The sequence below is a fragment of the Aquirhabdus sp. genome (assembly GCF_046462495.1).
Lineage (GTDB): Bacteria > Pseudomonadota > Gammaproteobacteria > Pseudomonadales > Moraxellaceae > Aquirhabdus.
This window is the reverse complement of the sequence record NZ_JBKGVE010000002.1, coordinates 43,088-67,504: the sequence shown is the minus strand read 5'-3', so window position 1 is coordinate 67,504 and position 24,417 is coordinate 43,088. Positions and strand designations below refer to the sequence as shown.

The window sequence follows — 24,417 nt, the reverse complement described above, 5'->3', positions numbered from 1 at the left end:
AAAAACAGGTGGAATCTTTAAGATATCGTGAGCGTATCGCTTTGATATTGCATGAGCTTGGGATTCCAGCTGAAATTGTTCTGGAGCGAGGGTTAGTTTTACAGCCTGAGACCAGTGATCTAGTCTTGATTGCTGCTGATGAGGATGGCCGGGAATATCATCTTGAACCGCATGCTGCGAGTGCATGGTTTAAGATGCATGAAGCTGCAAAAGCACAAGGTATAGATTTCTTTGTTGTCTCAGCTTTTCGTAGTGTCGATCGTCAGGTAGAAATCATTCAAAGAAAAAAGCTTAGTGGTTTGTCACTAGAGCAGATTTTGGCTGTTAGCGCGATACCTGGTTATAGTGAGCACCATACTGGGCGCGCGATTGATATCGGTACTGAGGGTTGTGTGTCGCTTGAAGAGGCGTTTGAGCAGACGGAGAGCTTTGAATGGTTAGTTCAATATGCAAAGCAATTCGGTTTTATCATGTCTTTTCCACGAAATAATATTTACGGTTACCAATACGAACCTTGGCACTGGTACTATCAAGGTTAATATTTACCATAACTATTACATGATTTTAGAAGGTTTTTTTGATGATAACAGGCAGTTGTCTTTGTGGTGGGGTGAAATTTAAAATCAACGCAGCGCTTGAACCCATTCAAGTGTGCCATTGTTCCCAGTGTCGTAAAGCCCAGGGCGGCCCTTTTGCAACGAATACCCCAGTCTTAACTTCAAACTTTGAATTGACCGATGGTTTGGATATATTGACGGAGTATGAATCGTCACCAGGAAAGAAACGCTTCTTTTGTTCACGATGCGGATCACCGATCTATAGCGCTCGTTCAAGTTTGCCGGGCGTCATTCGTATTCGTGCGGGCTTACTTGATGAGCCTCTGACTGTACGTCCATCTGTGCATGCATATGTGGCATCAAAGTCTAGCTGGTGGGATATTCAGGATGGTTTGCCCAAGCACCCTGAGGGTATTGTGGTGCCTTAATCAAGATTCCTTTAATGTTTTCTCGATGGTTGGCAATACATTCTGTAGCAACTTTGTCTGAGCTTCCGTCTTAGGATGGATGCCGTCTGCCTGTATCAATTCAGGATGTCCTGCCACACCTTCTAAAAAGAAGGGAATAAACGTCACTTTTTCGTTTTTGGCTACAGTTTTAAAAGTATTGCTAAAGGCTGTCGTATAAGAGCTGCCATAACTGGGCGGTATTTTCATCCCCAGTAATATCACTTTCGCATGATTGCCCTGACTGAGTTTGATCATACGCGTTAAATTACTTTGTAGGATCGCTGGGGGTTGACCTCGTAAACCATCATTCCCACCAAGTTCTAAAATAACGATATCGGGATTATAAGTCGTTAGCAATTTTGGCAATCGAGTTAGTCCTCCGCTGGATGTCTCACCACTAACACTGGCATTAATGATTAGATGCTGTCCTTTTTTCTTAAGATCTAAAGTCGTTTGCAATTTGTTGACCCAGCCGTTTTGGGGATCTATCCCGTATCCCGCACTCAAGCTATCACCAACGACCAACACGCTCTTAGCTTGTGCACCAGCAGTGACTAAAACACTCATTCCCATTAACAAAATCCAACTTGGTGTCCTGAGTTTTCGAGTTATCGTGTCAGATAAAGCTGATAGTAATCTATGATGTTTTAAATCTTGCATGTCATTCTCGTCTCAAGCGATATCAATCTTTAAGGGTAATTTTATGTCGGACTTGTTGGTTGGGGAGTCATCTGTGACCTCCGCTCAGAATGGAAAAAATAATGATGCACTTTTAACTCCTGACATAAACCATCATCCAGAAAAGCCTGTCGCGATTCAAGTAGAACATGTCACTCAAATCGTCAAGACGGAAGCCGGTTTGTTAACGGTGTTAAATGATATTTCTTTTCAGATTCCTCAGGGCGAGCAAGTTGCGATTACGGGACGATCTGGTTCAGGAAAGTCGACATTATTGGGTTTGCTTGCTGGTTTAGATACTGCCGCCTCCGGAAATATTCGTATCTTCGATTTCCCACTCCAAAATTTAAACGAAGATCAACGTGCACGTGTTCGCTTAGATTATATAGGGTTTGTTTTTCAATCATTTCAGTTATTACCCCATTTAAGCGCCCTTGAAAATGTGGCTTTACCCTTAACGCTCGCACGGCGTATACCGGCTAAACAAGCGCGCGAGTTGGCAGCGACTATGCTTGATCGCGTGGGGCTCGCTGCTAGAAAGCTTCAGCATCCCAGAGTCTTATCCGGCGGTGAGCAACAGCGCGTTGCGATTGCCCGGGCATTGGTTCATGAGCCTAAAATTATTTTTGCGGATGAGCCGACTGGTAATCTAGATGGTCAGACGGCAAATGATATCGAAGATTTATTGTTTGAGTTAAATCGGGAACAGGGGACCACATTAGTTGTCGTGACGCACGATCTTACGTTGGCTCGGCGTTGTAACCGACAGCTTCATTTGGTTGCCGGTCATTTGAACGTTGGTGAGCAACTTCATACTAACCCATCTCCTGCTGGAATATTAGGTGAGAATGTAGGTCTCGAATCATGAGTGTTTTTACCGTGCTTCTACGGCAAAGTATAGGTAGCCGTACATTAGGGCTGTTGCTTACTGCATTAATTCTAGCTGTGACAGCAACGACGATGTTGCAGTTTACAACCCGTACATTATTAAGCGCCGTACAGCAGCAAGCAGGGCAGTTATTGGCAGCAGATATTGCGATTACCAGTACGTCACCTATTCAATCTGCTTGGAACACACGTGCTTTTGCATTGAAACAAAGCCAAGTTTTGGCGTTTAGTTCGATGGCACAAGCGGGCGAGCAGTTTGCTTTATCCAGTGTGAAAGCGGTAGAGCCTAACTTTCCGTTACGTGGCGATCTATTGATAGAGCAACACGGGGGAGGAGCGATACTCAGTCATGCACCCGCGCAAGGTACAGTCTGGGTAGAACCACGGTTACTCGATGTTTTACATATTGCTATTGGAGGCTCTATCCGTATTGGTGAGGCCAATTTACAGATTGCCGGAGTGATTCGTCGAGATGCGAATCGTGAGCTCGGTATGAATGGTTTTTCACCGTCCATTATCATGAATAGGGATGACATTGCTCAAGCTCAGATCATACAACCGGGCAGTCGACTAGAGTATCGATTGTTACTTGCTGGTCCACCTGATGTTGTGGCTCATTTTATTGAAGAGAATCAAAGAAAATTGACCAGCGCTGAGCGATTGAGAACTGCAGGTCAAAACAATAATCGATTAAATCAACCCATTCGCTTATTGAGCGATTATGCTCAGGTTGCGGGACTGCTGACAATTGTTCTATGCGGTATTGCTGTGGCTTTGTCGGCTCGACGTTTTGCTGCAAAGCAGATAGATAGTCTTGCCCTAATTCGCTGTCTCGGTGCGACAAGGCTACAGATCTGGTTTGCGTATTTGGGCGTGCTGTTGGTGGTTTGGTGTATTGCCGTACTGATTGGTTCGGGTCTTGGAGCATTTTTTGCAGAAGGCTTGTTAATGATGTTGCGAAATACCTTACCGTCACTGGAAATTAACTTTCAACCTTTACTGTTTATCAAAGCACCATTGCTGACAGGGATGCTAACGGCGACAGTGACGCTTTTGGGGTTTGCTTTGCCTGCGTTATTACAAATGCTTCGGGTTTCACCGCTAAAAGTATTGCGTACGGACTTGGGGACAAGCGTGTTTTCGGTATTGGGTGTTAATTCACGGGTATGGTCTTCATTGTTGATTTTTGGATTGGCCTGGACTGCATTACTGTGGTTTGTGGTTCTGCAAACCGGAAAACTGTGGTTTAGCTTAATAATCATTGTCGCTATCAGTGTTGTTTTCTTAGTCACTTTTGCTATAGCGTGGTTGGTCATTATCACTGTGAAACGGAGTGGACGTGTGGAGTCGGCTTTATTACGCCAACCTGCAACGACGGCATTGCAAATTGTTTCTTTAGCCATGGGCTTGGGTTTGATAGGCGTTGTCATGTTATTACGCGGTGATTTGCTCAATCGCTGGCAAACCAGCCTACCATTAGGGACGCCTAATCAGTTTGTATACGGGCTTCCTCCGGATCAAAAAGATGCATTTACAGCAGCAATTGCTCAGTATCATTGGGTGAGTACGCCCCTTTATCCTAGTGTTAAAGGGAGACTAAAAAGCATTAATAATCACGAGTTGAGCAGTCAGCTTCGACGAGAGAATAGACTTGAACGTGAACTCAATCTGACAATGACAGATCAAGTTCCAGCTGATAATGCTTTGGTTGCAGGGCATTCGTTCAGTGCCCCAATGCAAGTTTCTGTCGAGGAAAAGCTGGCAGGTAAACTTGGAATTCATTTAGGGGATCGTATTGAAATGAGCTTGCCAGAGGGGCGGCTTGTCGCAACTGTTGTTAGTTTACGCTCGGTTGATTGGGATAGTTTTAAGCCAAATTTCTTTTTTATGTATTCAAAAGGGTCCTTGGATGTTAACGCAGGAAGCTATCTCGGCAGTTTTTATTTACCCAAAGGCGATCATCAGCAACTAGCCACTGTGATTCAACAATTTCCAACAACGATGCTGATTGATATCGATGCGATTTTGCAGGAAATTCGTCATTTGCTCGATATGCTAGGACAAGCATTGACTCTGCTTGCAAGCTTGGTTGGTTTATCTGGCCTTTTGGTATTGCTTGCAAGTATCCACTCCACGATGGATGAGCGAAAGCGCGAAGCGGCCTTACTGCGAACTTTAGGTGCTTCAAAGTCGCAATTGCGCTTACGTTTAATGCTTGAGCTTGCCAGTTTAGGATTTTCTGCTGGATTGCTTGCAGTCGTGATTGCTGAAGTTGTCGGTTTGGTATTGGCATGGCGATTTGATTTAGCGGTTGGCTTGCATGGCGTATGGTGGATTATCGCACCGCTATTCATGATGACGATCACCGTTATGGTTGGATTAAGCCGAGTACGTTCTCTCTGGAATACCCCTCCTGCATTAATATTACGCGAACTTGGAGTTTAGTCTGATGAATACACTAGAAATAAGCATAATTCTCTGTACAATCCAATTTATTAAGCTTATTAACTATAAAAATGCAATAACTATTAATAAAGACTTTAGATCGCAAAGATATTTAATGCAGGAATAATAATCCATGGAGATCCTTAACCTCATTCAGCAGTTACGCGGACAAACCGAATATGTGGTTAATGGATCGTGTACGCCAGAGTTTGAACCTTTGATGCAAGCTTTGCGTCAGGTGATTCCCTTGAATCGCAAAGGCGGTGTGGCACTAGCAGTCTATTTTCGTGGGGAGTTAGTTGCTGATTTATGGATGGGATTACAGCAAGGTGCGACACTGTGGCAGGAAGATACCTTAAGTCTTTCATATTCAACGGGAAAAGGGGTATTGGCAACGCTTGTTCATATCCTCGTTGATAAAGGTTATCTGGATTATGATCGTCCCGTCCGTGAGTATTGGCCAGAATTTGGTATTTTAGGCAAGGAAAATATTACTTTACGCCATTTGTTGTCTCATTCCTCTGGACTTTATGATATCCGCCATGTCATCCATTCTGCTGAAATGATGTTGGATTGGGATGCGATGCTGAAAGCCTACGAACAAGCGATACCGCGGTTTGAGCCAAACTCTGCTAGTGCATATCAAGCATTAAGTTTCGGCTGGCTAGTCGGGGGTGTCATCGAAAAAGTAATGCAAGAGCCCCTTGCTGTGACCTTTGAGCGCGAACTGGTCGAACCCCTTGGACTAACCGGTGAAGCTTATTTTGGTACGCCTGATACGGAGCTTGAACGGGTAGCTCGACCTTATCGCAAGCCGCCTACAACGCATTCGAATACACCAGAAAATCCCAAGCCCAGTTCTAAGTCACCGCCAACGCTGACGACGACGCAGAGCATCTTAAAATTCTTTGGCCAAGATCCTTTGGATGTCAGAGATGCGCTGGTTCCTAAAAAGATGGGGCAATTTGATTTGTTTAGTGATGATGCCCTGCAAGCCTGTATGCCCGCATTTAATGGCGTTTTCAGCGCTCGCGCATTAGCAAAGATATATGCGGTGCTTGCTGCGGGTGGTGAGTTTGAAGGTAGATCCTATCTTTCTCGGAAAACGATGAGTCAACTATCAGCGATCCAACATCGTCGTCGTGATCGCGTTATGCCGATTTCGATGAGTTGGCGTCTTGGGTATCATCGTGTAATTACGATGGGCAAACGTGTTCCCAATGGTTTTGGTCATATGGGGTATAACGGTTCAGGTGCATGGTGCGATCCTGATCGAGAGCTGAGTATCGCATTTGTCACAAGCTATAGTATGGATTCTATCGGGGGAGACCCCCGATTCTGGTGGCTGAGTCAACGGACATTGCAATTGGCAGATAAGGTGATTAATGGACGTCGAGGTTGGTTATGAGCTTAGAAAACATCCCTCATCGGCCTATCTTTATCGATTGTGAAGCTTCAAGTCTATCGACACGATCTTTTCCGATTGAGGTTGCATGGGGCGCTGAATTAGGGAAAATCGAAAGTTACTTAATTAACCCTAGTGATATTAAAGAATGGGTTGATTGGAGTGAAGATTCACAAAGAATCCATGGTATTAGTCTTAAACAATTATTTGAAGATGGTGTTGATCCCCATTGGTTATGTCAGCGCATGAATGAAAGTCTTGCAGGTCAGGTACTTTATAGCGATGTTCCTCGGTATGATTTACGCTGGATACAAGTTTTATTCACGGCGTGCGGTCAAAGCATGACATTTGTAATTGGGGATGCCATATGGCTCATGATACGTTTGATGTCGCAAGATGTCTTAGCCGCTCCAGATGTATTTGATGAGCCCTTATTCGATATTTTAGAGACGACGAAGAAGGAGTTAGGACGACAACATCGCGCTGCTTGGGATGTTGAGTATTTATTGCATTGCTGGGAAAAGGTGAATGCAGCAACAACGGAATAATTTTGTGACTGCGTGTTAAATAAGGCTAAAACGGATTTGGGACACTGAGTTTGTTGTGTCAAAAATTAAAACGTGCGTGTTTCCTTTTGTTAAATTAGTTATCCTAGACTTATGTTAAAATTTACTGTGCGACAAGCATCAGCCCGTATCGATAGATGATCATTTTTTATTATTTCCCCCGTGTTTTTAGTTGGAAGTCTGCATGTATCAAGTTTTAGCGCGTAAGTATCGTCCTCGCAATTTCGCGGAATTGGTAGGGCAGACGCATGTATCGCGTGCGCTCGGCAGTGCACTTGAGCGAGGTCGATTACATCATGCTTACTTATTTACGGGTACCCGGGGGGTTGGTAAAACAACGATTGCGCGTATTTTATCGAAATGCCTCAATTGTGAGACAGGGATCACTGCGACACCTTGTGGCGTATGTGGAACTTGCCGGGCAATCGATGAAGGTCGTTTTATTGATCTTATTGAAATTGATGCTGCATCTCGTACTAAAGTCGAAGATACGCGTGAGCTACTGGATAATGTCCCTTATGCACCCACCCAAGGGCGTTATAAGGTTTATTTGATTGATGAAGTTCATATGCTGTCGACACATAGTTTTAATGCCTTGCTTAAAACGCTAGAAGAGCCTCCTGAGCACGTTAAGTTCTTGTTGGCCACGACTGATCCTCAGAAGTTACCAGTGACTGTGCTGTCCCGTTGTTTGCAATTTACGTTAAGACCATTGCCGCGCCAGGAAATTCATGATCATTTGGCACAAGTACTTGGTAAAGAGCAAATTGCATTTGACGATGCTGCGCTTTGGTTGTTGGCAGAATCTGCACAAGGGTCACTTCGTGATGCCATGTCGTTGACCGATCAAGCGATTGCATATGGACAAGGCAGTGTACAGGGCGCTGATGTGCAAGCCATGCTGGGTCTGCTAGATCGTAGCCAAGTTGCACATCTATTACAGGCCCTTCATCAAGGGCAGGGTGATCGTGTCGCTAAGATATTATTTGATCTAACTCAACAAGCCGTAGATGTGAGTGCTGTACTTGATCAGTTGATTACCCTCCTGCATCAGGTTGCACTTGCCCAATTATTGCCCAAGCAAGCCGATATCGGAACACCACTCGAAGCGGAAATTTTGCATCAATTGGCTTTGAGTTTTGATCGTCAAGATGTGCAGTTGTATTATCAGATTGCGCTGCAAGGGCGTGCGGATTTGAAGCTCGCAGTGACGGCACAGCAAGGCTTTGAGATGTGTGTTTTGCGTTTACTCGCATTTAGACCATTGGCGGTGACCGAGGCAGTTATCCTGAAACAAAACCATGAATCCGCTCTTGAGTCTGATCATATTCATGCGCATCAAACCTCTCAACCAGAGCGTTTAGAGTTAAATGATGATGTTGAACTAAAAAAAAACAGTGAAGTAATCTCACCAAGTGTTGTTCCTCATCCTATTGCAGAATCTAGTCCTGACATTGTTTACCCCGCTGAAGACACATCTCTTCAAGTGCATGAGCAACCTGCATTAGTGACTTCCACTGATATTGACCAAGTAGAGCAAGTCGAACTATCCGATGAGAAGATTGATGCAAATGATGCTGAACTTGCTGATCAATCGTTTTTAGCAAGTGACATGGTTGGTGATGGAAAGATTTTAGATTTTGACCAAAAAGAGTCTCAAGCGGCGGCTGCATTGGTCGTCGATCAGCTTGAGTCTGTGGAGAGTCCAAAGAAGAGTATCGCTGTTGACGAGCCGTTGCATGCATCAGTCGAAGAGATTACCGCTTCGGTGCAGACTACAACAACCGTATACCAGTCAGGTGATTTGAACCCTTTTGAGATTCTGGCTCATCCCGTTGCCGAACTGTCTGGTGAGTGGACAGCTGAAAAATGGGAATATTGGCTTCGTGAACGGGCGCTTGTTGGGAAGCTGTTTGGAGGGGTATTAAGTTTAGGTCAACATGGATTGATGCGGGGTGCTATTGGCGGTGCTATTGAGTTTGTAATTGCGGCCGAACATCGCGTTTTAACTGCTGAAATGCGTCATGGGTTGCTCGAGGCATTGAAAGAGGATTGGCCACAAACTCAGCTTGAAATTATCAATGTTACTCCTGATGAGATTACCCCTGTACAGCGTAAAGAGCTACGAATTAAACAAGCACAAATCAAAGCACGAGAGCTGCTTGTTATTGACCCTGTTGTTGCGCCACTTCTTACTGAGTTTGAGGGCGAGATTATTGAGCTGGTGATGAAAGAGGGCTTAGCTGGATAATGTTCTAAGAGTCACGACTTTTTTCGAGTATCTCTATTCTAAGGTTATTCTGTCTAGGCAAACCAACACCTGCCGATAGAGGGTAGTCCATACTTGTACCTGTCTTTTGATATCCGCGCCTAAGATAAAAAGAAAGCAATTCATGGCGAGCGGATAAGACAATCATTACGAATTTTTCAGCTGAGAAGTAGTCGATAGCAAACTGTTCAGCATGGTTGAGTATTTCTTTGCCTAACCCTGAATCTTGTGATGTTGGAGCTACCGCCAGCATTCCGATATAGCAATGATGATCTGCTTTTTCGATATGTACACAGGCATAAATCTTTGTATTATAAATACCGACTAAAACAATCGAATCATTTTTTTCTATGATCTCAATAATTTGCTCGTAGCTTGTGCGGGAACCTGAAACAAGATCAGATTCATGTGTCCAACCTGCTTGATCAGATTTGGGACGATAGGCTGCATTGACGAGCGTGGAGATTTCAAGCGCATCGGTAAGAGTAGCAATGCGAATTTTATCAAGTTTCATAAATATGCTAAACCTTGAGGATAATGCTCTATGTCCTCTACCTGCAATTTCCGAAGACTGATCGGCATATCTTTAAATCACGCACTTTCCATTTTTAGAAGTAAAGCTAGCTTCTCACGTAAATCGGCTGGGATGGGCACAGGCTTACGCGACTCACGGTCAACAAAAACATGCACAAAGCGGCCTTGGGCTGTGGTTGCATCTGCACCTTCATGAAAGATGCCAATTTCATAATAAACTGATGAGTGTCCAAGATGTGCAACACGCAGGCCACCTTCCAGTCGATCTGGAAATGCCACAGGTGAAAAGTAGCTGCAGCCAGAGTCGACGACTAAACCAATGACATGACCGTGTTGGATATCAAGACCGCCAAGTTCAATCAGATAGCGATTAACAATGGTATCAAAGTAGCTGTAATACATGACATTATTGACGTGTCCATAGATATCATTATCTGCCCAGCGAGTCGGAATGTCGGTATACCAGATATAGTCTGCACGGATATGGGGAGTGGCACGGGTCATGAATAGGCTGCCTGATAGATCGCAAGGGCATCTGCTTCAACCAGCGGACGCGGATTATTGATGAGTAGTCTGGTTTGTTTCATGGCATCTGCAGCAAGTATGGGTAAGTGTTCAAGTGGAATTGTATGAATATCACCTTGAGCATCTTTAATTCGCATTTCACTTAAGTTCTTTGGCAATCCACTGTGTTTAATATGTTGTTCCAATCTTTGGATTAATTTCTCTGCAAGTTCATCGCTATTGCCAGTTACCGCAGGCTCAAGCGTGCGATAGAGCTCCGCATACAAATCTGTTGCATGTAACAAGTTGAATCTTAGCACAGGAATGAGGACTAATGCATTCGATAATCCATGCGGTATGTGATAGTGACCGCCTAATGGATAGGCTAATGCATGAACAGCAGCGACTGGTGAGTTTGCAAAAGCTTGTCCCGCCATCATTGCTCCCAGCAACATTTTTTCACGTGCATTGATGTCGTGACCATGATGAACTGCAGTTTGTAGATGTTGATCGAGGAGTTTCAACGCTTCACGCGCCAACATATCTGAATAGGGATTCTTTTTATGCTGACTGGTGAATGCTTCAATTGCATGAACCATGGCGTCTATACCCGTAGCAGCAGTTACCGCAGCAGGAAGGTCGAGTGTGAGCTCGGCATCAAGTATTGCTATATCCGCAAATAACGTGGGTGAAACCACCCCCATTTTTGTTGTTTCGCCTGTCGTCACAATTGCAACAGCAGTGACTTCTGATCCTGTGCCAGCTGTAGTCGGAATTTGAATGAGAGGGAGGCGTTGACCGTTGATGTTGTTAACACCATAAATATCAGATATATTTTGAGATTGTGCAGGGTTTGCAAGAAGCGCAATAAGTTTTGCAACATCCATTGAGCTACCACCGCCATAACCAATGACACCATCAATACCTTGCTTTTTAGCGGACTCCGTTGCATGGACAACGATATGTTCTGGAGGGTCAGCTTGGACATCGGCACAGATTGTGATCTTAAGGCCTGATTGCTCGAGACTTTTAAGCGCATCTAGATGTAGGTTAAATTTGATGATGCCGGGGTCAGTGACGAAAAGCACATGTTTCATGCCAAGCTCAAGACAGATCGCTCCCAGTGTATGCCTGCTACCTGCTGCACAAACGATCTTACGGACAGTATCGAAGCTAAATCCTTGCATTATATAATTCCTGCAACTGGTTATATTCAGAGTATTTTCTATTCATGACTGACTGAAAATTATTGGTCTAATGTGTTATTGATTTTACAATGAAATTTGATCACTTTTTGTTGTATATTCTCATCATCAACCTCTGCCCAAGTGATTTAATGATTTAAGCAGGGCTACTCCGTTCATCAAACCGAATCATGGTATGTAAAAATAAGAACAGTTTAAAGTTGGGCGGGTTGTCATGACAGGTTTAGCTGTTTGACTGATGGGTTCCAATCTAATAGTATTTCTTATTCTCCAAGCAAACCATTGCAAACTATGTCAAATCAATCCTCATCCTTGAACACATCTATCATTTCATCAGAGTTTACGAACCCTAATTTAGAAGTCTTATATACCGCCGAACAAATTAAGCAGCGTGTTGATCAACTGGGTCAACAAATTAGCCATGATTATGCTGGAAATAAGAATCTCGTATTAATTGGTATTTTAAAAGGTTCGTGTATCTTTATGGCAGACCTGATGAGAGCAGTTGACTTGGAGTTAATCATCGATTTCATGGCAGTATCCAGCTATAAAGATGGTACTGTGTCATCGGGTGATATTGAAATTCTTAAAGATTTAACCCATCCTATCCGTGGTAAAGATGTCATTATTTGTGAAGACATCGTTGATACTGGGTTGACGCTATTTCGTCTAACTGAAATTTTGGGTTCGCGCGGGGCTAATAGTATTCGTGTAGCCACCCTACTTGATAAGCCTGAAACGCGGAAAAAAGAAATCAAAATTGATTACTGCGGTTTTCAAGTCCCTAATAAATTTGTAGTGGGCTGTGGCTTAGATGCCGCAGGGCGTTATAGAAATCTCCCTTTCATTGGTGTGGTGAAGAACCCAAACGCATAAAATTATGTGCTTAATGAGTAGAATAACGATAAAGCACACAATTCAGGACAAGCCGAAGCAATATAGTCACCAAATTTAACGGGTCCTCGTTATAAGATGTATTGCGTTTATCTCGTCGTTGATGATCAAATCTTGCGAGTAAATTTTCTTATCGCTTGATGCTGTTATCCATTGTTTCAATTGCGTTCGTTTTAAACATTTTTGATAGGGTTGTAATGGATGACGGTCATTCCAAGTCGTGTGCTGTGTGTTTGTTTGGGAAATATCTGCCGTTCACCCACGGCCGAAGTGATTTTAAAAACGATAGCTGAACGGAGTGGGCTCCAATTAGCGGTGGATTCAGCGGGCACGAGTAATTATCACCCTAGTGTTGCACCTGACCGCCGTAGTCAACACCATGCTTTGCAACATGGTTATGATTTATCTGCATTGAAAGCTAGGCAAGTATGCGATCGGGATTTCATCGAGTTTGATTTGATTCTAGCCATGGATCATGCGAATTTGTCGGATCTTCAGAACTGGCTTTTACGGATTGCACCGCAAATCAATAAGGAACGCTCTATTGCAAAGTTAGCGCTGATGAGTGAGCATGATCCTGTGTATCCTTTGCAGTCAGTTCCTGATCCTTACTATGGTGAAGCATATGATTTTGAACGGGTAATTCATCAAATTGAAAGCAGTGCATCCGCTTGGGTCCGCCATTGGAAAAAACAAATATGATCCAACAGATACAGTTGAACGAGCACGCACCACTGGATCGTTTAAATACGTTGCGTTTACCCTGTAAGGCTCGTTTTGTCGCAGAAGTCTATAGTATCCGTGCTCTTTCTAATATTTTGCAATCCGTAACAGCTAAACGTTTACCACGTTTGATTCTGGGCGGTGGCAGTAATTTATTATTGCCAAATACATTGAATGCGTTGGTTATTCGTCCAATGCTTAAAGGAATTCGATTATTACGTACCGATGGTGACCGGGTCATTATTGAAGTTATGGCAGGCGAGCCATGGCATCAGTTGGTGATGGAAACGATTGCACAAGGTTGGTTTGGGCTTGAAAACTTAGCACTCATTCCAGGCACTGTAGGTGCGGCGCCAGTTCAAAATATTGGTGCATATGGTGTTGAGATCGTTGATCGATTGTATTCTGTTCAAGCGATGGATCGGAGTGGGCAGTTACATGATTTACGACCTGAAGAGTGTCAGTTTGCGTACCGAGATAGCTTGTTCAAGCAACAAGATGGTGAGTGGGTCATCGTTTCAGTACGTTTTGCACTCAGCAAGAAGCCTCAATTAGTGCTAGGGTATGGGGATGTCATTCAAGCTGCTGGCGAACACCCAACACCGTTGTCAGTTGCGAATGCAATTATTCATATCCGGAGTCAAAAACTTCCAGACCCCGCTAAGATCGCGAATGCAGGAAGTTTTTTTAAAAATCCATGCGTCTCAAAAAATCAATTCGAGTGTCTTAAAGCCGAATGGCCGCAAATTTCTGGTTATCCTCAGGCTGATGGGCAGGTTAAATTGGCCGCTGGCTGGCTTATTGATCAGGTGGGTTGGAAGGGACGGAGATTGGGTGGGATCACGGGTCGTGTAGGGATGTATGAAAAGCAAGCTCTGGTGCTTGTGAACTATGGTGGTGCCACATCTCAAGATGTATTGGCATTATCTGAGGCAGTACAGGCGGATGTTTGGTCGCGCTTTTCTGTCCGGCTTGAGCGTGAGCCGGTTGTACCTATCGGAGCATACGATGAGTCAGCCTGAAATTTCTAAACCTACAGAAGTTTCGTCAGTGCCCATTAAAAAACGGCATGGTCGATTATTTCTGCATGGATTTGGAAAAATGGTTGCATGGCTCATTGTACTGATAGTGATCCTGACTTTATTATCAACGACATCCTTCTTATCTGATTTTATTTTAAAAAATCTAAATAAAATTGATATTAAGGTCAATCCTATTGCTGCCGCAAGCCATCAAACCAGTGTTGCTACTTCAGATAATGCATCGGCCTCAGATGTAAATGAAACAAAAGATCAAGTTCAATCTAAAACACCGCAGGTCACATCAACGAAACAAAGCGCCAATCTTGCGAATTCTAAAGAGCAGTCTGCCGACAAAAAGCCTCAGTCTAAAGCAGATTTAGCTAAAGAGCTTAGTCACGCAAGAACATTAGATGAAAAACGTAAGATTCAGCAATTGGCTGATGAGTCGATACTTGAGAAGGGCTCAGATCATCCCGATGCAAAGGTTGATCTGATAAATTTGCCTCCTCAACCCGTTTTAGATGGTTCAAAAAGTACGGCCCAAGCAATCGTTGTGTTGGGCGGGGGGTTAACCCGTGATGATCAAGGCAATATCATTCCTAATATCTTTAGCCAACTCCGTTTATTGCAAGCCATCAGTCAGCATCGCGCAACCGAGTTGCCGATATTTCTAAGTGGTGTAGAAGCGCCTTACATGCAAGCGTGGCTTAAAAATAAGGGCGTCACAGCCCAATGGCTTGAGGCACGTAGCATGAATACCTGTGAAAATGCTCGATTTAGCGCATTGATGCTGCAAAAATTAGGGGGAGCCCCGCGTGTAGAGCTCGTCACTGATGAGTGGCATGTTCCCCGTGCACGTTGGCTGTTTGCCATGAATGGGATTGAAACTGTAGCGGTGCCTGCACCTTTGCCAGGTGATCCCACGCCATGGTGGCCTGATGCTAGGAACTTAACCCATACACGTCGGGCGCTTCATGAGCTTGTTGCATTTACCCGTGATCGTTGGTTTGGTGTTGTTGGGTGTCGAGAGGTGCCTTAGTGGATGTCGTACCGTACTTTCATGTATGCTAGGCTTGAAATGACGTGCAAAACTGGATGGATATCATGGCTGAGATCGCAAAATCAGTTAATCAAATAAATGAAGAAAAAGCTGCCTCCCTAAACCGCCCCACTACGAAAAATATCATGGATCGTTTACGTGGAACTGAATCTAAAACCAAGATTCAGAACATCAAGACCCCACGCATTAAATTATCAAAACTCAAAAAGACTAAAGCAAAGGTAGGAAGTACGGTTGTTTTGCCGGAAGCCTTTAGCGAGCGCAAATTACCTGCCCCAGACCGTATAAAAACCGCACGAGAATTACCACCATTATCGCTCGATATTAACGAAGTCTCGGATTCGCTACGTGGTTATCGTGCTTTATATGCATTAGACCAGCTTCTCGCTATTCATCATCAAGGTTATCTGCGTGCTGGTGATCATAGAATTCATGTTCAAATTTTTAAGCCGCTGGGCAAAGCAATCGGAACACTATGGTTACTGCATGGTTATTTAGAACATTCTGCACTTTATCAACCGATGATTGCAGAGTTGCTTTCGCTGAACTATGTCGTGCTGTTATTTGATCTTCCTGGACATGGACTGTCTTCTGGTGAGGAGACAGGGATTACTGATTTTTCAGTCTATCAATCCGTGTTAAAAGACATTCATCAATGGGTCACTGAGCAGGGCGATGATGAACTACCAAAACCTTGGTTAGGGGCTGGTCAGAGCACAGGCTGTGCGATTTGGATGGATCATGTCCTTAAGTCTTGTGCACGAAAGCAGCCTCCGATTATAGATCGGTTGTTGTTAATGTCCCCCTTAGTGCGTCCTGCAAAAAGTGCATGGTGGCATAATCCGGTTGGTTTATCGTTAATTCGCAAAGTGAAACGTAATATTCCACGTAGTTTTAGGCGCAATAACAGTAACCCAGAGTTTTTGCGTTTTGTACGGTTGCAGGATCCACTACAGCCTCGTGCAATGGCAATGAGCTGGATATTAGCATTGAGTCGCTGGATGCCGTATATGGAGCAGTTACCTGCCAGTCGTTTTCCTGTGTGGTTGGTTCAAGGTGCACGTGATCAGACTGTAGATTGGCGATATAATAATAAATATGTGCATCGGAAATTTCGGACTAAAGTGACGCTCTTAATTGAAGATGCCTCTCATCAACTCATTAATGAATGTGCGGAGATTCGTGCACCTTTGACTTCATTAATTCCCGTTTTTTTGAAAGGTTAGTTCAAGAAAGTAACATTTAGCATCGAATGGGTGCTGTTTTTGTTCGTTAATACTATATTAGGAATATTTATGTTTTATATGACGGTTCTGCCGCGCTTCTATGAAACAGATGCGTTTGGTCATATCAATAATACAGTGATTGCAGGGTGGTTTGAGGCGGCACGCGAGCCCATTTTTCGAATTTTTACCCCTGAGCTGGATATCAAGAAACTGACTTTGATTTTGGCTCGTATTGAAATTGATTTTGTTGCTCAAACACACTATGGGCAAGAGGTGATTTTAAAAACCGGGATTGAGCATGTGGGAAACTCCTCCTTTGTAGTCGTTCAAGAGGCGTGGCAAAGTAATCTGTTAGTCGCAAAAGGAAAGGCCGTACAGGTTTATTTTGATTTTGATACACAAAAATCTGATCGAATTCCTGATGTATATCGTCAGAAGTTAGAGGCTTTGATTTCTTAACGTTTAATTTATAAAGAGATAATGAGTTTTTAAAAATGCGAGGTCAGTGTTCACTAGCCCCGCATTTTTCACAAATTAACCTTGTAGCAAGGCGAATAACTCATCTTTCGTCAATTCACGGGCTTCGCTATCACGGCGTCCGCGGTATTCAAATGTACCAGCATCGAGCCCTCGCTCACCAATAACAATGCGATGCGGAATACCAACCAGCTCAAGATCTGCGAATTTGACGCCTGGACGTTCATTACGATCATCGAGTAGCACATCGAGCCCAAGAGCAGTAAGTTCAGCGTACAGTTCTTCACTGGCAGTAACTGCTCGAGGAGATTTTGCTGGATTCATAGCAACAATGGCTACAGTAAATGGCGCAATCGCTTGTGGCCATAAAATACCGCTATCATCGTAGTTTTGTTCTATTGCCGCAGCAACCACGCGTGTTACACCAATCCCATAGCAACCCATGGTAACGACCAAAGGCTTACCATCTTCACCTAAAACCTTGCAATTTAAGGCTTCAGAATACTTCTGTCCGAGTTGAAAAATATGACCGACTTCAATGCCGCGCTTAATCGTGAGCGTACCCTGACCATCAGGTGATGGATCGCCTTCGACGACATTACGAATATCAACAATACGCGTAATCTGCGCATCACGTTCCCAATTGACGCCTGTTGCATGCTGATTTGCCGTATTTGCACCCGTAACAAAATCTGCGAGCACGGCAGCTGCACGGTCAACAAAGAGTGGAACAGGTAAACCGTGTACACCGATATAACCAATCGTTAGCCCAAGTGCCGTAATTTCTTCATCACTTGCGAACGTTAGTGGAGAAGCAACCTCGTCAATTTTTTCGGCTTTAATGTCGTTGAGTGTGTGATCACCGCGTAGAGCCAAGGCAACGAAAGTATGCTTGCCCGTTTCATCTGCAATGCCATGGACGATGAGCGTTTTAACTGTTGTATCTTTAGACACATTTAAAAATTGGCTCACCTCATCGATGGTCTTTTGATTCGGCGTATCGACCAATATTAGTGCTTTGCTGGCTACTGGACGTTCACCAGTACTGATGGCCTCTGCTTTCTCGATGTTGGCTGCAAAGCTTGAGAGATTAGAAAAGACGATATCATCTTCACCACTATCAGCAAGGACATGAAACTCATGGGATGCAAAGCCACCAATAGAACCTGTATCGGCTTGGACTGCACGAAAGTTCAAACCTAATCTGGTAAAAATGCGGCTATAGGTGTCGTACATGACTTGATATGTTTCAGCCAAAGATTCACGTGTGGTATGGAACGAGTAGGCGTCTTTCATCAAAAATTCGCGAGAACGCATCACACCAAAGCGTGGACGAATTTCATCACGAAATTTGGTCTGAATTTGATAGAAATTAACAGGCAGTTGCTTATAGCTTTTTAGTGTTTCACGGGCAATATCCGTAATCACTTCCTCATGTGTAGGCCCAAGTACAAAAGGACGATCATGACGGTCTTTGAAACGTAAAAGCTCTGGGCCATAAGCTTGGTAGCGCCCAGATTCTTGCCATAGCTCAGCGGGTTGAGTAACGGGCATTTTCAACTCAAGTGCATGACTTGCGTTCATTTCCTCACGCACAATATTTTCTACTTTTTGCAATACACGTAAGCCGAGTGGCATCCACGTATATAAGCCAGACGCGAGTCTACGAATTAAGCCAGCACGGAGCATCAGTTGATGGCTAATGACTTCTGCATCACTTGGCGTATCGCGCAATGTGGAGAAAAAAAACTGACTGGCGCGCATAAAACAATCCTTCAAACCGATATCAATAGAGCATTTAAATTCAAGTGGCTATGTTAGGGGCAATCGAAAGCGAATAAAAGAGGATTTATGATTTTTAGGCAGTAAAGAAAATTCTTGAATGACTTAATGTGATAAAGATGAGTGAAGTTTAAAAATATTAGCAATAAAGTGTTAACTAGTTATCACTTTATTGCTAATATAGGTTTTAGCCGAATAAAGTTCTAATTCATTCAATCCATATTTTATTTATAGGACTGAGCGGTGTTGTCGCTTAGTGTGCAAACCAATCTTGGATCAAAAAAATATACGAGGGCTGGAAATTTATATATTTGATATTGAAGTGAAATAAGAAAGGGGAAGCTTAGTTTTTTAACTTTGAAAATTTAACAATTAATATTTCTATCGTGTACCTGCTCAGGAACAAAGTTTCTTTATCATGGATTTAATTTATAAAACATTCTCTTTTGTTCTAGGTGGAGAAACAGATTGTGTCATTATTTTTTATTCCCCTCACGATAAAAATTTTGAAGCCCGAATTTGTAAGACCGTAGAATTTCTAGTGAAAGGGTTGTACGGTGTTCGCGGATTCCCGAGCATAAACTGGTATGTAGCAGATGAAAGTCAAAAAGATTATGGATTAAAAGCAATCTCTCTGTTGCGTATGTCAGGTCGAAGTTTTCGTGTCGAATTTACAGGGTGGGCGAATGCGAGTGAAACCGAATATACGGAAATTCGTGCAAGAATCACTCATCAATCGTGACAGAAAATGAAGCAGGAAAAATTGGTACGCCCTGCGGGACTTGAACCCACGTCTTCCGCTTAGGAGGCAGGTGCTCTATCCAGTTGAGCTAAAGGCGTAGGGTGCGAATTAAATCATAAAATCATACGGTTTATACATTTTTTCTAATTTTAAGCCATAAAAAATTAAATACAATAAACAACTTTCGATAAAAAATAAGCCATGATGTTCATCAAAGCTTATTTTAAATTTGAGGAAAGGGTCTATCCAAAATAATACATGACGAGGATGAGCAATTTGATTTCATATCAATGCATATTTCATTCATTGATATGAAAAAGATCAACGATTAAATGGTTCATCATCAAATGAGGGTTGATAATCCTGCTCTAAATGCTGCAGGTGCTCATGCATCGCACGCTCATGTTGAATGCGTTGATAAATTTCTTCACGATGAACCGATACTTCTTTGGGTGCATTCACACCAATACGTACTTGATTACCCTTAACGCCTAATACGGTGACGCTGACTTCATCGCCAACCATTAACGTTTCGCCCACTCTACGAGTCAGAATCAGCATATTTACTCTCCTTGTTTCATTGTGTCAGCTTTGATGTGCATGCCATCAGTTGCAACTTTGCTGTATGCAGTATGGCGTAAAGCAATCCGCCTTAACAGACCCTAAGACCATTTTTATTAAAAAAATTGCAGTATAGTTCGCGTTTTAGCGTACTTTGTTACCGTAAGATACAATAAGTAGCATCCAGCAGTCTATTCCTAAGCTGCTGGATTTGAAGTTGTATCTTCTAATTACGCCTGAGCGCGACTTTCACCTGTTGCGCGGTCCAGTTCAAATGCGGTATGCAGTGCACGGACAGCCAGTTCCAAATATTTTTCATTGACCACGACAGAGATTTTAATTTCTGACGTTGAGATCATTTGGATGTTGATGCCTTCCGCACCTAATGTACGGAACATTTGACTAGCAACACCTGCGTGCGAACGCATACCAACGCCGACGATGGATACTTTAACAATCGTATCGTCGCCAGTGACTTCACGCGCGCCAACATCCCGACCAATTTGTTGCATCAGATCAAGAGTCTTCTTATAGTCAGAACGATTCACAGTAAACGTAAAGTCCGTTGTTCCGTCTGCAGCAACATTTTGTACGATCATATCAATTTCAATATTCGCATCACCCACAGGGGAGAGGATGCGTGAGGCAATACCAGGTTGATCTGGTACACCACGTACAATAAGTTTAGCTTCGTCACGGTTAAACGCGATACCAGAGATAATGGGTTGTTCCATAGTCGTTTCCGATTCAGTCGTAATTAATGTCCCGACGTTGCGTTTAAAGTCATCGTCGTATGCGCCATCGTTTTCATTGTCAAAACTTGAGAGAACACGAAGGGGCACTTGATATTTCCCTGCAAATTCAACAGAGCGAATTTGTAATACTTTTGAGCCCAAGCTCGCCATTTCAAGCATTTCTTCAAAAGTGATGCGATCCAGTTTCTTGGCTTTAGGGGCGACGCGAGGGTCAGTTGTATAGACCCCGTCTACATCGGTATAAATTTGGCATTCATCAGCTTTGAGTGCTGCTGCCATCGCAACGCCAGTCGTATCAGAGCCGCCGCGACCCAAGGTCGTGACATTGCCATCATCATCGATCCCTTGGAAGCCCGCAACGATAACCACTGAACCTGCATCAAGATCTTTGCGTACTGCAGATTCATCGATTGATTGAATGCGTGCTTTATTAAATGAACTATCAGTCCGGATAACGACTTGGCCACCCGTGTATGATTTTGCATTTAAGCCGATGCTTTTTAGAGACATGGCTAGCATTGCAATCGTAACTTGCTCACCTGTCGCAAGCATCTGATCAAGTTCACGTGGATCAGGTGTTTCGCTGATGGCTTTGGCAAGACCAATCAAGCGATTAGTTTCACCGCTCATAGCAGAAACGACGACAACAACCTGATGACCATGATCATGCCAGCGTTTGACACGACGTGAGACATTTAAAATGCGTTCAGGCGTACCCATTGAAGTGCCGCCGTATTTTTGGACGATAAGTGCCATGTGCTCCGTTATTCCTTTGTTCTTCAAAAATAGCCTAACTTATTTTAAAGTCATGCAATTGCTTAAAAATTGATAAACGTAAAACGATGAAACTGGGGTGCCATCAAGCCAATTTTGCTTCAATCCAAGCGGGCAAGTCTTGCATGACTTGGACAAATTCAGGAGTAAGCGGTGCACCGCCTTGAGCCAAATCGGGTTTTCCACCACCTTTACCACCCAACAATCCTGCTAGATGACTAATAATCTCACCAGCCTTGATTTTATGGGTATGCGAAGACGCAACAGAAGCAAGTAGACTGACTTTGTCACCATCCGTTGCGCCGAGTACGATGACACTTTCGGGTAAGCGTGATTTCACACTATCAAGCAGCGTACGGAGAGACTTACCATCAACTTGTTCAAGTGTAGAAACAAGAATTTTCACGTCCCCAACCCAGCGTGCAGCAGCGGCCAGTTCAACACTCTCAGCATTTGCTAGCTTTTGATTTAAGCGCTCAATCTGCTTTTCCAGATCACGATTACGATCAGCAAGCGCACTGACTTTCTCGAAGGTCTGACCACGGGTTGTTTTGGTTAAGCCAGCAATTTGTGACAGCTGACGCTCGCCAGTTTGCACAAAATTCAATGCATTTAAACCTGTCACCGCTTCGATACGACGAATACCTGCGGCGATACCCCCTTCACTGGTAATTTTTAATAAACCAATGTCTCCGGTGCGATCTACGTGGATGCCACCGCAAAGTTCAACAGAGAAATATTGATCATTGGCTTTATTGCCCATGGCCAATACGCGAACCTCATCGCCGTATTTTTCGCCAAAGAGCATCATTGCGCCTTTGGTCTTGGCTTCGGCCATACTCATTTCTTCAGTTTCAACGGCATAGTTACCAATGATTTCTTCAGCAACGAGACGTTCAACGGCAGCGATTTGTTCTGGCGTAACAGCCTGATCATTGGAGAAGTCGAAGCGCAGCAAGTCAGCACTGACCAACGAACCTTTCTGAGTTACATGCTCACCTAAAACGTGGCGCAACGCGGCGTGGAGGAGGTGAGTTGCTGAGTGATTACGTGAAATTGCTGCACGTAAGTCCTGTTTAACCTCAGCTTCAACAGTCTGGTTCGATTGGATTTTACCCATCGTAACCACGCCTTGATGCACAATCGCATTACCAGATTTTTTAGTATCCTGTACTTCAAAGATCCCATCCAAACCCGTTAATGTCCCCGTATCACCCACCTGACCGCCGGATTCTGCATAAAAAGGCGTTTGATTAAGGATGATGAAACCCTCATCACCTTCGCTGAGCGTATCAACGGGTTGATTGTCTTTATAAAGCGCAACGATTTGACCGGAGCCCGTGGTTGCGTTATAACCGTCGAATTGAGTCTGACTATCCACTTTAATAAAGCTATTGTAGTCAACAGTAAATTTTCCTGCTTCGCGTGCCCGACGACGCTGTTCGTTCATTGCGGCTTCAAAGCCTTCTTGATCGACAGTTAAGCCGCGTTCACGCGCAATATCTGCTGTCAAATCAACTGGGAAGCCATAGGTATCATAGAGTTTAAATGCAGTTTCGCCATCAATAACCATTCCTTTGAGGTTGGGCAATTCAGCTTCAAGCAGTTTTAGACCTTGTTCGAGTGTGCGAGCAAATTGTTCTTCTTCTTTGCGTAGAGCCGCTTCGATGATATCGCGACGAGAGATGAGTTCAGGATATGCTGCGCCCATCACATCAATTAAAGGTTGTACCATTTGATAGAAGAAAGCACCGGTTGCCCCGAGTTTGTTCCCATGACGAACCGCACGACGAATAATGCGACGAAGCACATAACCGCGGCCTTCATTGCTAGGAATTACACCATCGGCTATCAGAAAAGAACATGACCGTGCGTGATCTGCGACGACGCGTAAAGAGGGCTGCCCCGCATCTTCAATGCCAATAATCCTGCATGCGGATTGAATCAAATGCTGGAACAAATCAATTTCATAGTTGGCATGTACGTGTTGCATGACCGCACTGATACGCTCTAAACCCATACCCGTATCAACACTAGGGGCAGGTAGAGGTTGTAAGGTTCCATCTTTTTGGCGGTTAAACTGCATAAATACACAGTTCCAGATTTCAATAAAGCGATCGCCATCTTCTTCAGGTGTTCCGGGTAAACCGCCGGCGATATCAGCACCATGATCGTAGAAAATTTCTGTACAAGGACCACAAGGACCTGTATCGCCCATGGCCCAGAAGTTATCAGATGCATAAGCCGCACCCTTATTATCACCAATGCGAATGATCCGTGATGCATCTAAACCAATATCGTTTTGCCAAAATCCAAATGCTTCATCGTCAGTTGCATAGATGGTCACATAGAGACGATCTGCTGGAATGTTCATCCAGTTGGGACTGGTCAGAAATTCCCACGCAAAAGCAATCGCTTCTCTTTTGAAATAATCTCCGAAAGAAAAGTTTCCGAGCATTTCAAAGAAAGTATGGTGGCGAGCGGTGTAACCGACATTATCAAGGTCGTTGTGTTTTCCGCCAGCCCGGACGCATTTTTGACTGGAGGTCGCACGGACATAATCGCGAGGATCAAGACCCAAAAAGGTATCTTTAAACTGATTCATCCCAGCATTGGTAAATAACAAGGTTGGGTCGTTGGCAGGAATTAGGCTGCTGGATGGGACGCGTGTATGTCCTTTGCTTTCAAAAAAGCGTAAGAATGCCTCACGAATGTCAGCGGCAGTAGGGACTTGCGGCTTAACTGTCATGGGTGAGACTCCTTAAGTTTGATTGAGATTCTGGCTAAATGTAAAAAAGCGTGAAATTAAAAGCGGAATAGTATAGCCGATTTTTTGCTGTTGGCTTATGTTGAATGATTAAATTACTTGAACAGATTCATGTACAGATTAATCACAGTTTA

The 24,417-nt window shown here is 43.8% G+C and carries 22 protein-coding genes and 1 tRNA gene; 14 read left to right on the top strand and 9 right to left on the bottom strand.

What is annotated here, in order from left to right:
• Nucleotides 1-8: 8 nt before the first annotated feature.
• Nucleotides 9-539, top strand: coding sequence for a D-alanyl-D-alanine carboxypeptidase family protein (locus ACLHG7_RS00500; RefSeq protein WP_410209138.1), 531 nt, complete (start codon nt 9-11; stop codon nt 537-539).
• Nucleotides 540-580: 41 nt separating this feature from the next.
• Nucleotides 581-985 carry a GFA family protein gene (locus ACLHG7_RS00495; protein ID WP_410209137.1) on the top strand — a complete coding sequence of 135 codons (405 nt, stop codon included), beginning with the start codon at nt 581-583 and terminating at the stop codon, nt 983-985.
• Here the strand turns inward: ACLHG7_RS00495 and ACLHG7_RS00490 are convergent, their stop codons facing one another.
• Complete coding sequence (locus tag ACLHG7_RS00490; RefSeq protein ID WP_410209344.1) at nt 986-1,579, bottom strand: arylesterase; 594 nt, start codon at nt 1,577-1,579, stop codon at nt 986-988.
• A 130-nt stretch (nt 1,580-1,709) separates the two neighbouring features.
• Between ACLHG7_RS00490 and ACLHG7_RS00485 the strand changes: the two genes are divergently transcribed.
• The 5 genes from ACLHG7_RS00485 to dnaX all read left to right on the top strand — a co-directional run bounded on the left by ACLHG7_RS00485 (nt 1,710) and on the right by dnaX (nt 9,239).
• Nucleotides 1,710-2,552, top strand: coding sequence for an ABC transporter ATP-binding protein (locus ACLHG7_RS00485; protein ID WP_410209136.1), 843 nt, complete (start codon nt 1,710-1,712; stop codon nt 2,550-2,552).
• A complete protein-coding gene (locus tag ACLHG7_RS00480; protein WP_410209135.1) occupies nt 2,549-5,017 on the top strand; it encodes an ABC transporter permease in 2,469 nt (822 codons plus the stop codon). The genes ACLHG7_RS00485 and ACLHG7_RS00480 overlap by 4 nt, the downstream gene beginning before the upstream one ends.
• 133 nt (nt 5,018-5,150) lie before the next feature.
• Nucleotides 5,151-6,425 carry a serine hydrolase domain-containing protein gene (locus tag ACLHG7_RS00475; protein WP_410209134.1) on the top strand — a complete coding sequence of 425 codons (1,275 nt, stop codon included), beginning with the start codon at nt 5,151-5,153 and terminating at the stop codon, nt 6,423-6,425.
• Nucleotides 6,422-6,970: a hypothetical protein gene (locus ACLHG7_RS00470; protein WP_410209133.1), complete on the top strand. Its 549-nt coding sequence runs from the start codon at nt 6,422-6,424 to the stop codon at nt 6,968-6,970. Before ACLHG7_RS00475 ends, ACLHG7_RS00470 begins: the two co-directional genes overlap by 4 nt.
• Nucleotides 6,971-7,172: 202 nt before the next feature.
• Complete coding sequence (gene dnaX, locus ACLHG7_RS00465; protein ID WP_410209132.1) at nt 7,173-9,239, top strand: DNA polymerase III subunit gamma/tau; 2,067 nt, start codon at nt 7,173-7,175, stop codon at nt 9,237-9,239.
• Between the two features lie 4 nt (nt 9,240-9,243).
• Here dnaX and ACLHG7_RS00460 read toward each other — a convergent pair whose 3' ends face one another.
• The 3 genes from ACLHG7_RS00460 to ACLHG7_RS00450 form a co-directional block, all read right to left on the bottom strand.
• Entirely contained in the window at nt 9,244-9,771 is a 528-nt protein-coding gene (locus ACLHG7_RS00460; protein ID WP_410209131.1) for a GNAT family N-acetyltransferase, read from the bottom strand.
• A 77-nt stretch (nt 9,772-9,848) separates the two neighbouring features.
• Nucleotides 9,849-10,295 carry an acyl-CoA thioesterase gene (locus ACLHG7_RS00455; protein ID WP_410209130.1) on the bottom strand — a complete coding sequence of 149 codons (447 nt, stop codon included), beginning with the start codon at nt 10,293-10,295 and terminating at the stop codon, nt 9,849-9,851.
• Entirely contained in the window at nt 10,292-11,482 is a 1,191-nt protein-coding gene (locus tag ACLHG7_RS00450) for an iron-containing alcohol dehydrogenase (protein ID WP_410209129.1), read from the bottom strand. Before ACLHG7_RS00450 ends, ACLHG7_RS00455 begins: the two co-directional genes overlap by 4 nt.
• Nucleotides 11,483-11,731: 249 nt before the next feature.
• Here ACLHG7_RS00450 and hpt point away from each other — a divergent pair, with 249 nt between their 5' ends.
• From hpt to ACLHG7_RS00420, 6 genes are all read left to right on the top strand, one after another.
• Nucleotides 11,732-12,376, top strand: a complete 645-nt coding sequence (gene hpt, locus ACLHG7_RS00445; protein ID WP_410209128.1) for a hypoxanthine phosphoribosyltransferase — start codon at nt 11,732-11,734, stop codon at nt 12,374-12,376.
• Nucleotides 12,377-12,595: 219 nt separating this feature from the next.
• Nucleotides 12,596-13,096, top strand: a complete 501-nt coding sequence (locus tag ACLHG7_RS00440) for a low molecular weight protein-tyrosine-phosphatase (RefSeq protein ID WP_410209127.1) — start codon at nt 12,596-12,598, stop codon at nt 13,094-13,096.
• Nucleotides 13,093-14,139: a UDP-N-acetylmuramate dehydrogenase gene (murB, locus tag ACLHG7_RS00435; protein ID WP_410209126.1), complete on the top strand. Its 1,047-nt coding sequence runs from the start codon at nt 13,093-13,095 to the stop codon at nt 14,137-14,139. The genes ACLHG7_RS00440 and murB overlap by 4 nt, the downstream gene beginning before the upstream one ends.
• Nucleotides 14,126-15,178: a YdcF family protein gene (locus ACLHG7_RS00430; RefSeq protein WP_410209125.1), complete on the top strand. Its 1,053-nt coding sequence runs from the start codon at nt 14,126-14,128 to the stop codon at nt 15,176-15,178. Before murB ends, ACLHG7_RS00430 begins: the two co-directional genes overlap by 14 nt.
• 146 nt (nt 15,179-15,324) lie before the next feature.
• Nucleotides 15,325-16,425 (top strand): alpha/beta hydrolase, encoded by a 1,101-nt coding sequence (locus ACLHG7_RS00425; RefSeq protein ID WP_410209124.1) that lies wholly within the window; start codon nt 15,325-15,327, stop codon nt 16,423-16,425.
• Between the two features lie 69 nt (nt 16,426-16,494).
• On the top strand, nt 16,495-16,884 hold the full coding sequence (locus tag ACLHG7_RS00420) for an acyl-CoA thioesterase (protein ID WP_410209123.1): 390 nt from the start codon (nt 16,495-16,497) through the stop codon (nt 16,882-16,884).
• Between the two features lie 75 nt (nt 16,885-16,959).
• Here ACLHG7_RS00420 and ACLHG7_RS00415 read toward each other — a convergent pair whose 3' ends face one another.
• On the bottom strand, nt 16,960-18,666 hold the full coding sequence (locus ACLHG7_RS00415) for a proline--tRNA ligase (protein ID WP_410209122.1): 1,707 nt from the start codon (nt 18,664-18,666) through the stop codon (nt 16,960-16,962).
• 436 nt (nt 18,667-19,102) lie between these two features.
• Between ACLHG7_RS00415 and ACLHG7_RS00410 the strand changes: the two genes are divergently transcribed.
• Complete coding sequence (locus ACLHG7_RS00410) at nt 19,103-19,426, top strand: hypothetical protein (protein WP_410209121.1); 324 nt, start codon at nt 19,103-19,105, stop codon at nt 19,424-19,426.
• Nucleotides 19,427-19,448: 22 nt separating this feature from the next.
• Here the strand turns inward: ACLHG7_RS00410 and ACLHG7_RS00405 are convergent.
• From ACLHG7_RS00405 to alaS, 4 genes are all read right to left on the bottom strand, one after another.
• A tRNA-Arg gene (locus ACLHG7_RS00405) sits at nt 19,449-19,524 on the bottom strand.
• Nucleotides 19,525-19,747: 223 nt separating this feature from the next.
• Entirely contained in the window at nt 19,748-19,987 is a 240-nt protein-coding gene (csrA, locus tag ACLHG7_RS00400) for a carbon storage regulator CsrA (protein ID WP_114898974.1), read from the bottom strand.
• A 230-nt stretch (nt 19,988-20,217) separates the two neighbouring features.
• Nucleotides 20,218-21,498: an aspartate kinase gene (locus tag ACLHG7_RS00395; protein WP_410209120.1), complete on the bottom strand. Its 1,281-nt coding sequence runs from the start codon at nt 21,496-21,498 to the stop codon at nt 20,218-20,220.
• 103 nt (nt 21,499-21,601) lie between these two features.
• Nucleotides 21,602-24,265 carry an alanine--tRNA ligase gene (gene alaS, locus ACLHG7_RS00390; protein WP_410209119.1) on the bottom strand — a complete coding sequence of 888 codons (2,664 nt, stop codon included), beginning with the start codon at nt 24,263-24,265 and terminating at the stop codon, nt 21,602-21,604.
• Between the last annotated feature and the right edge of the window lie 152 nt (nt 24,266-24,417).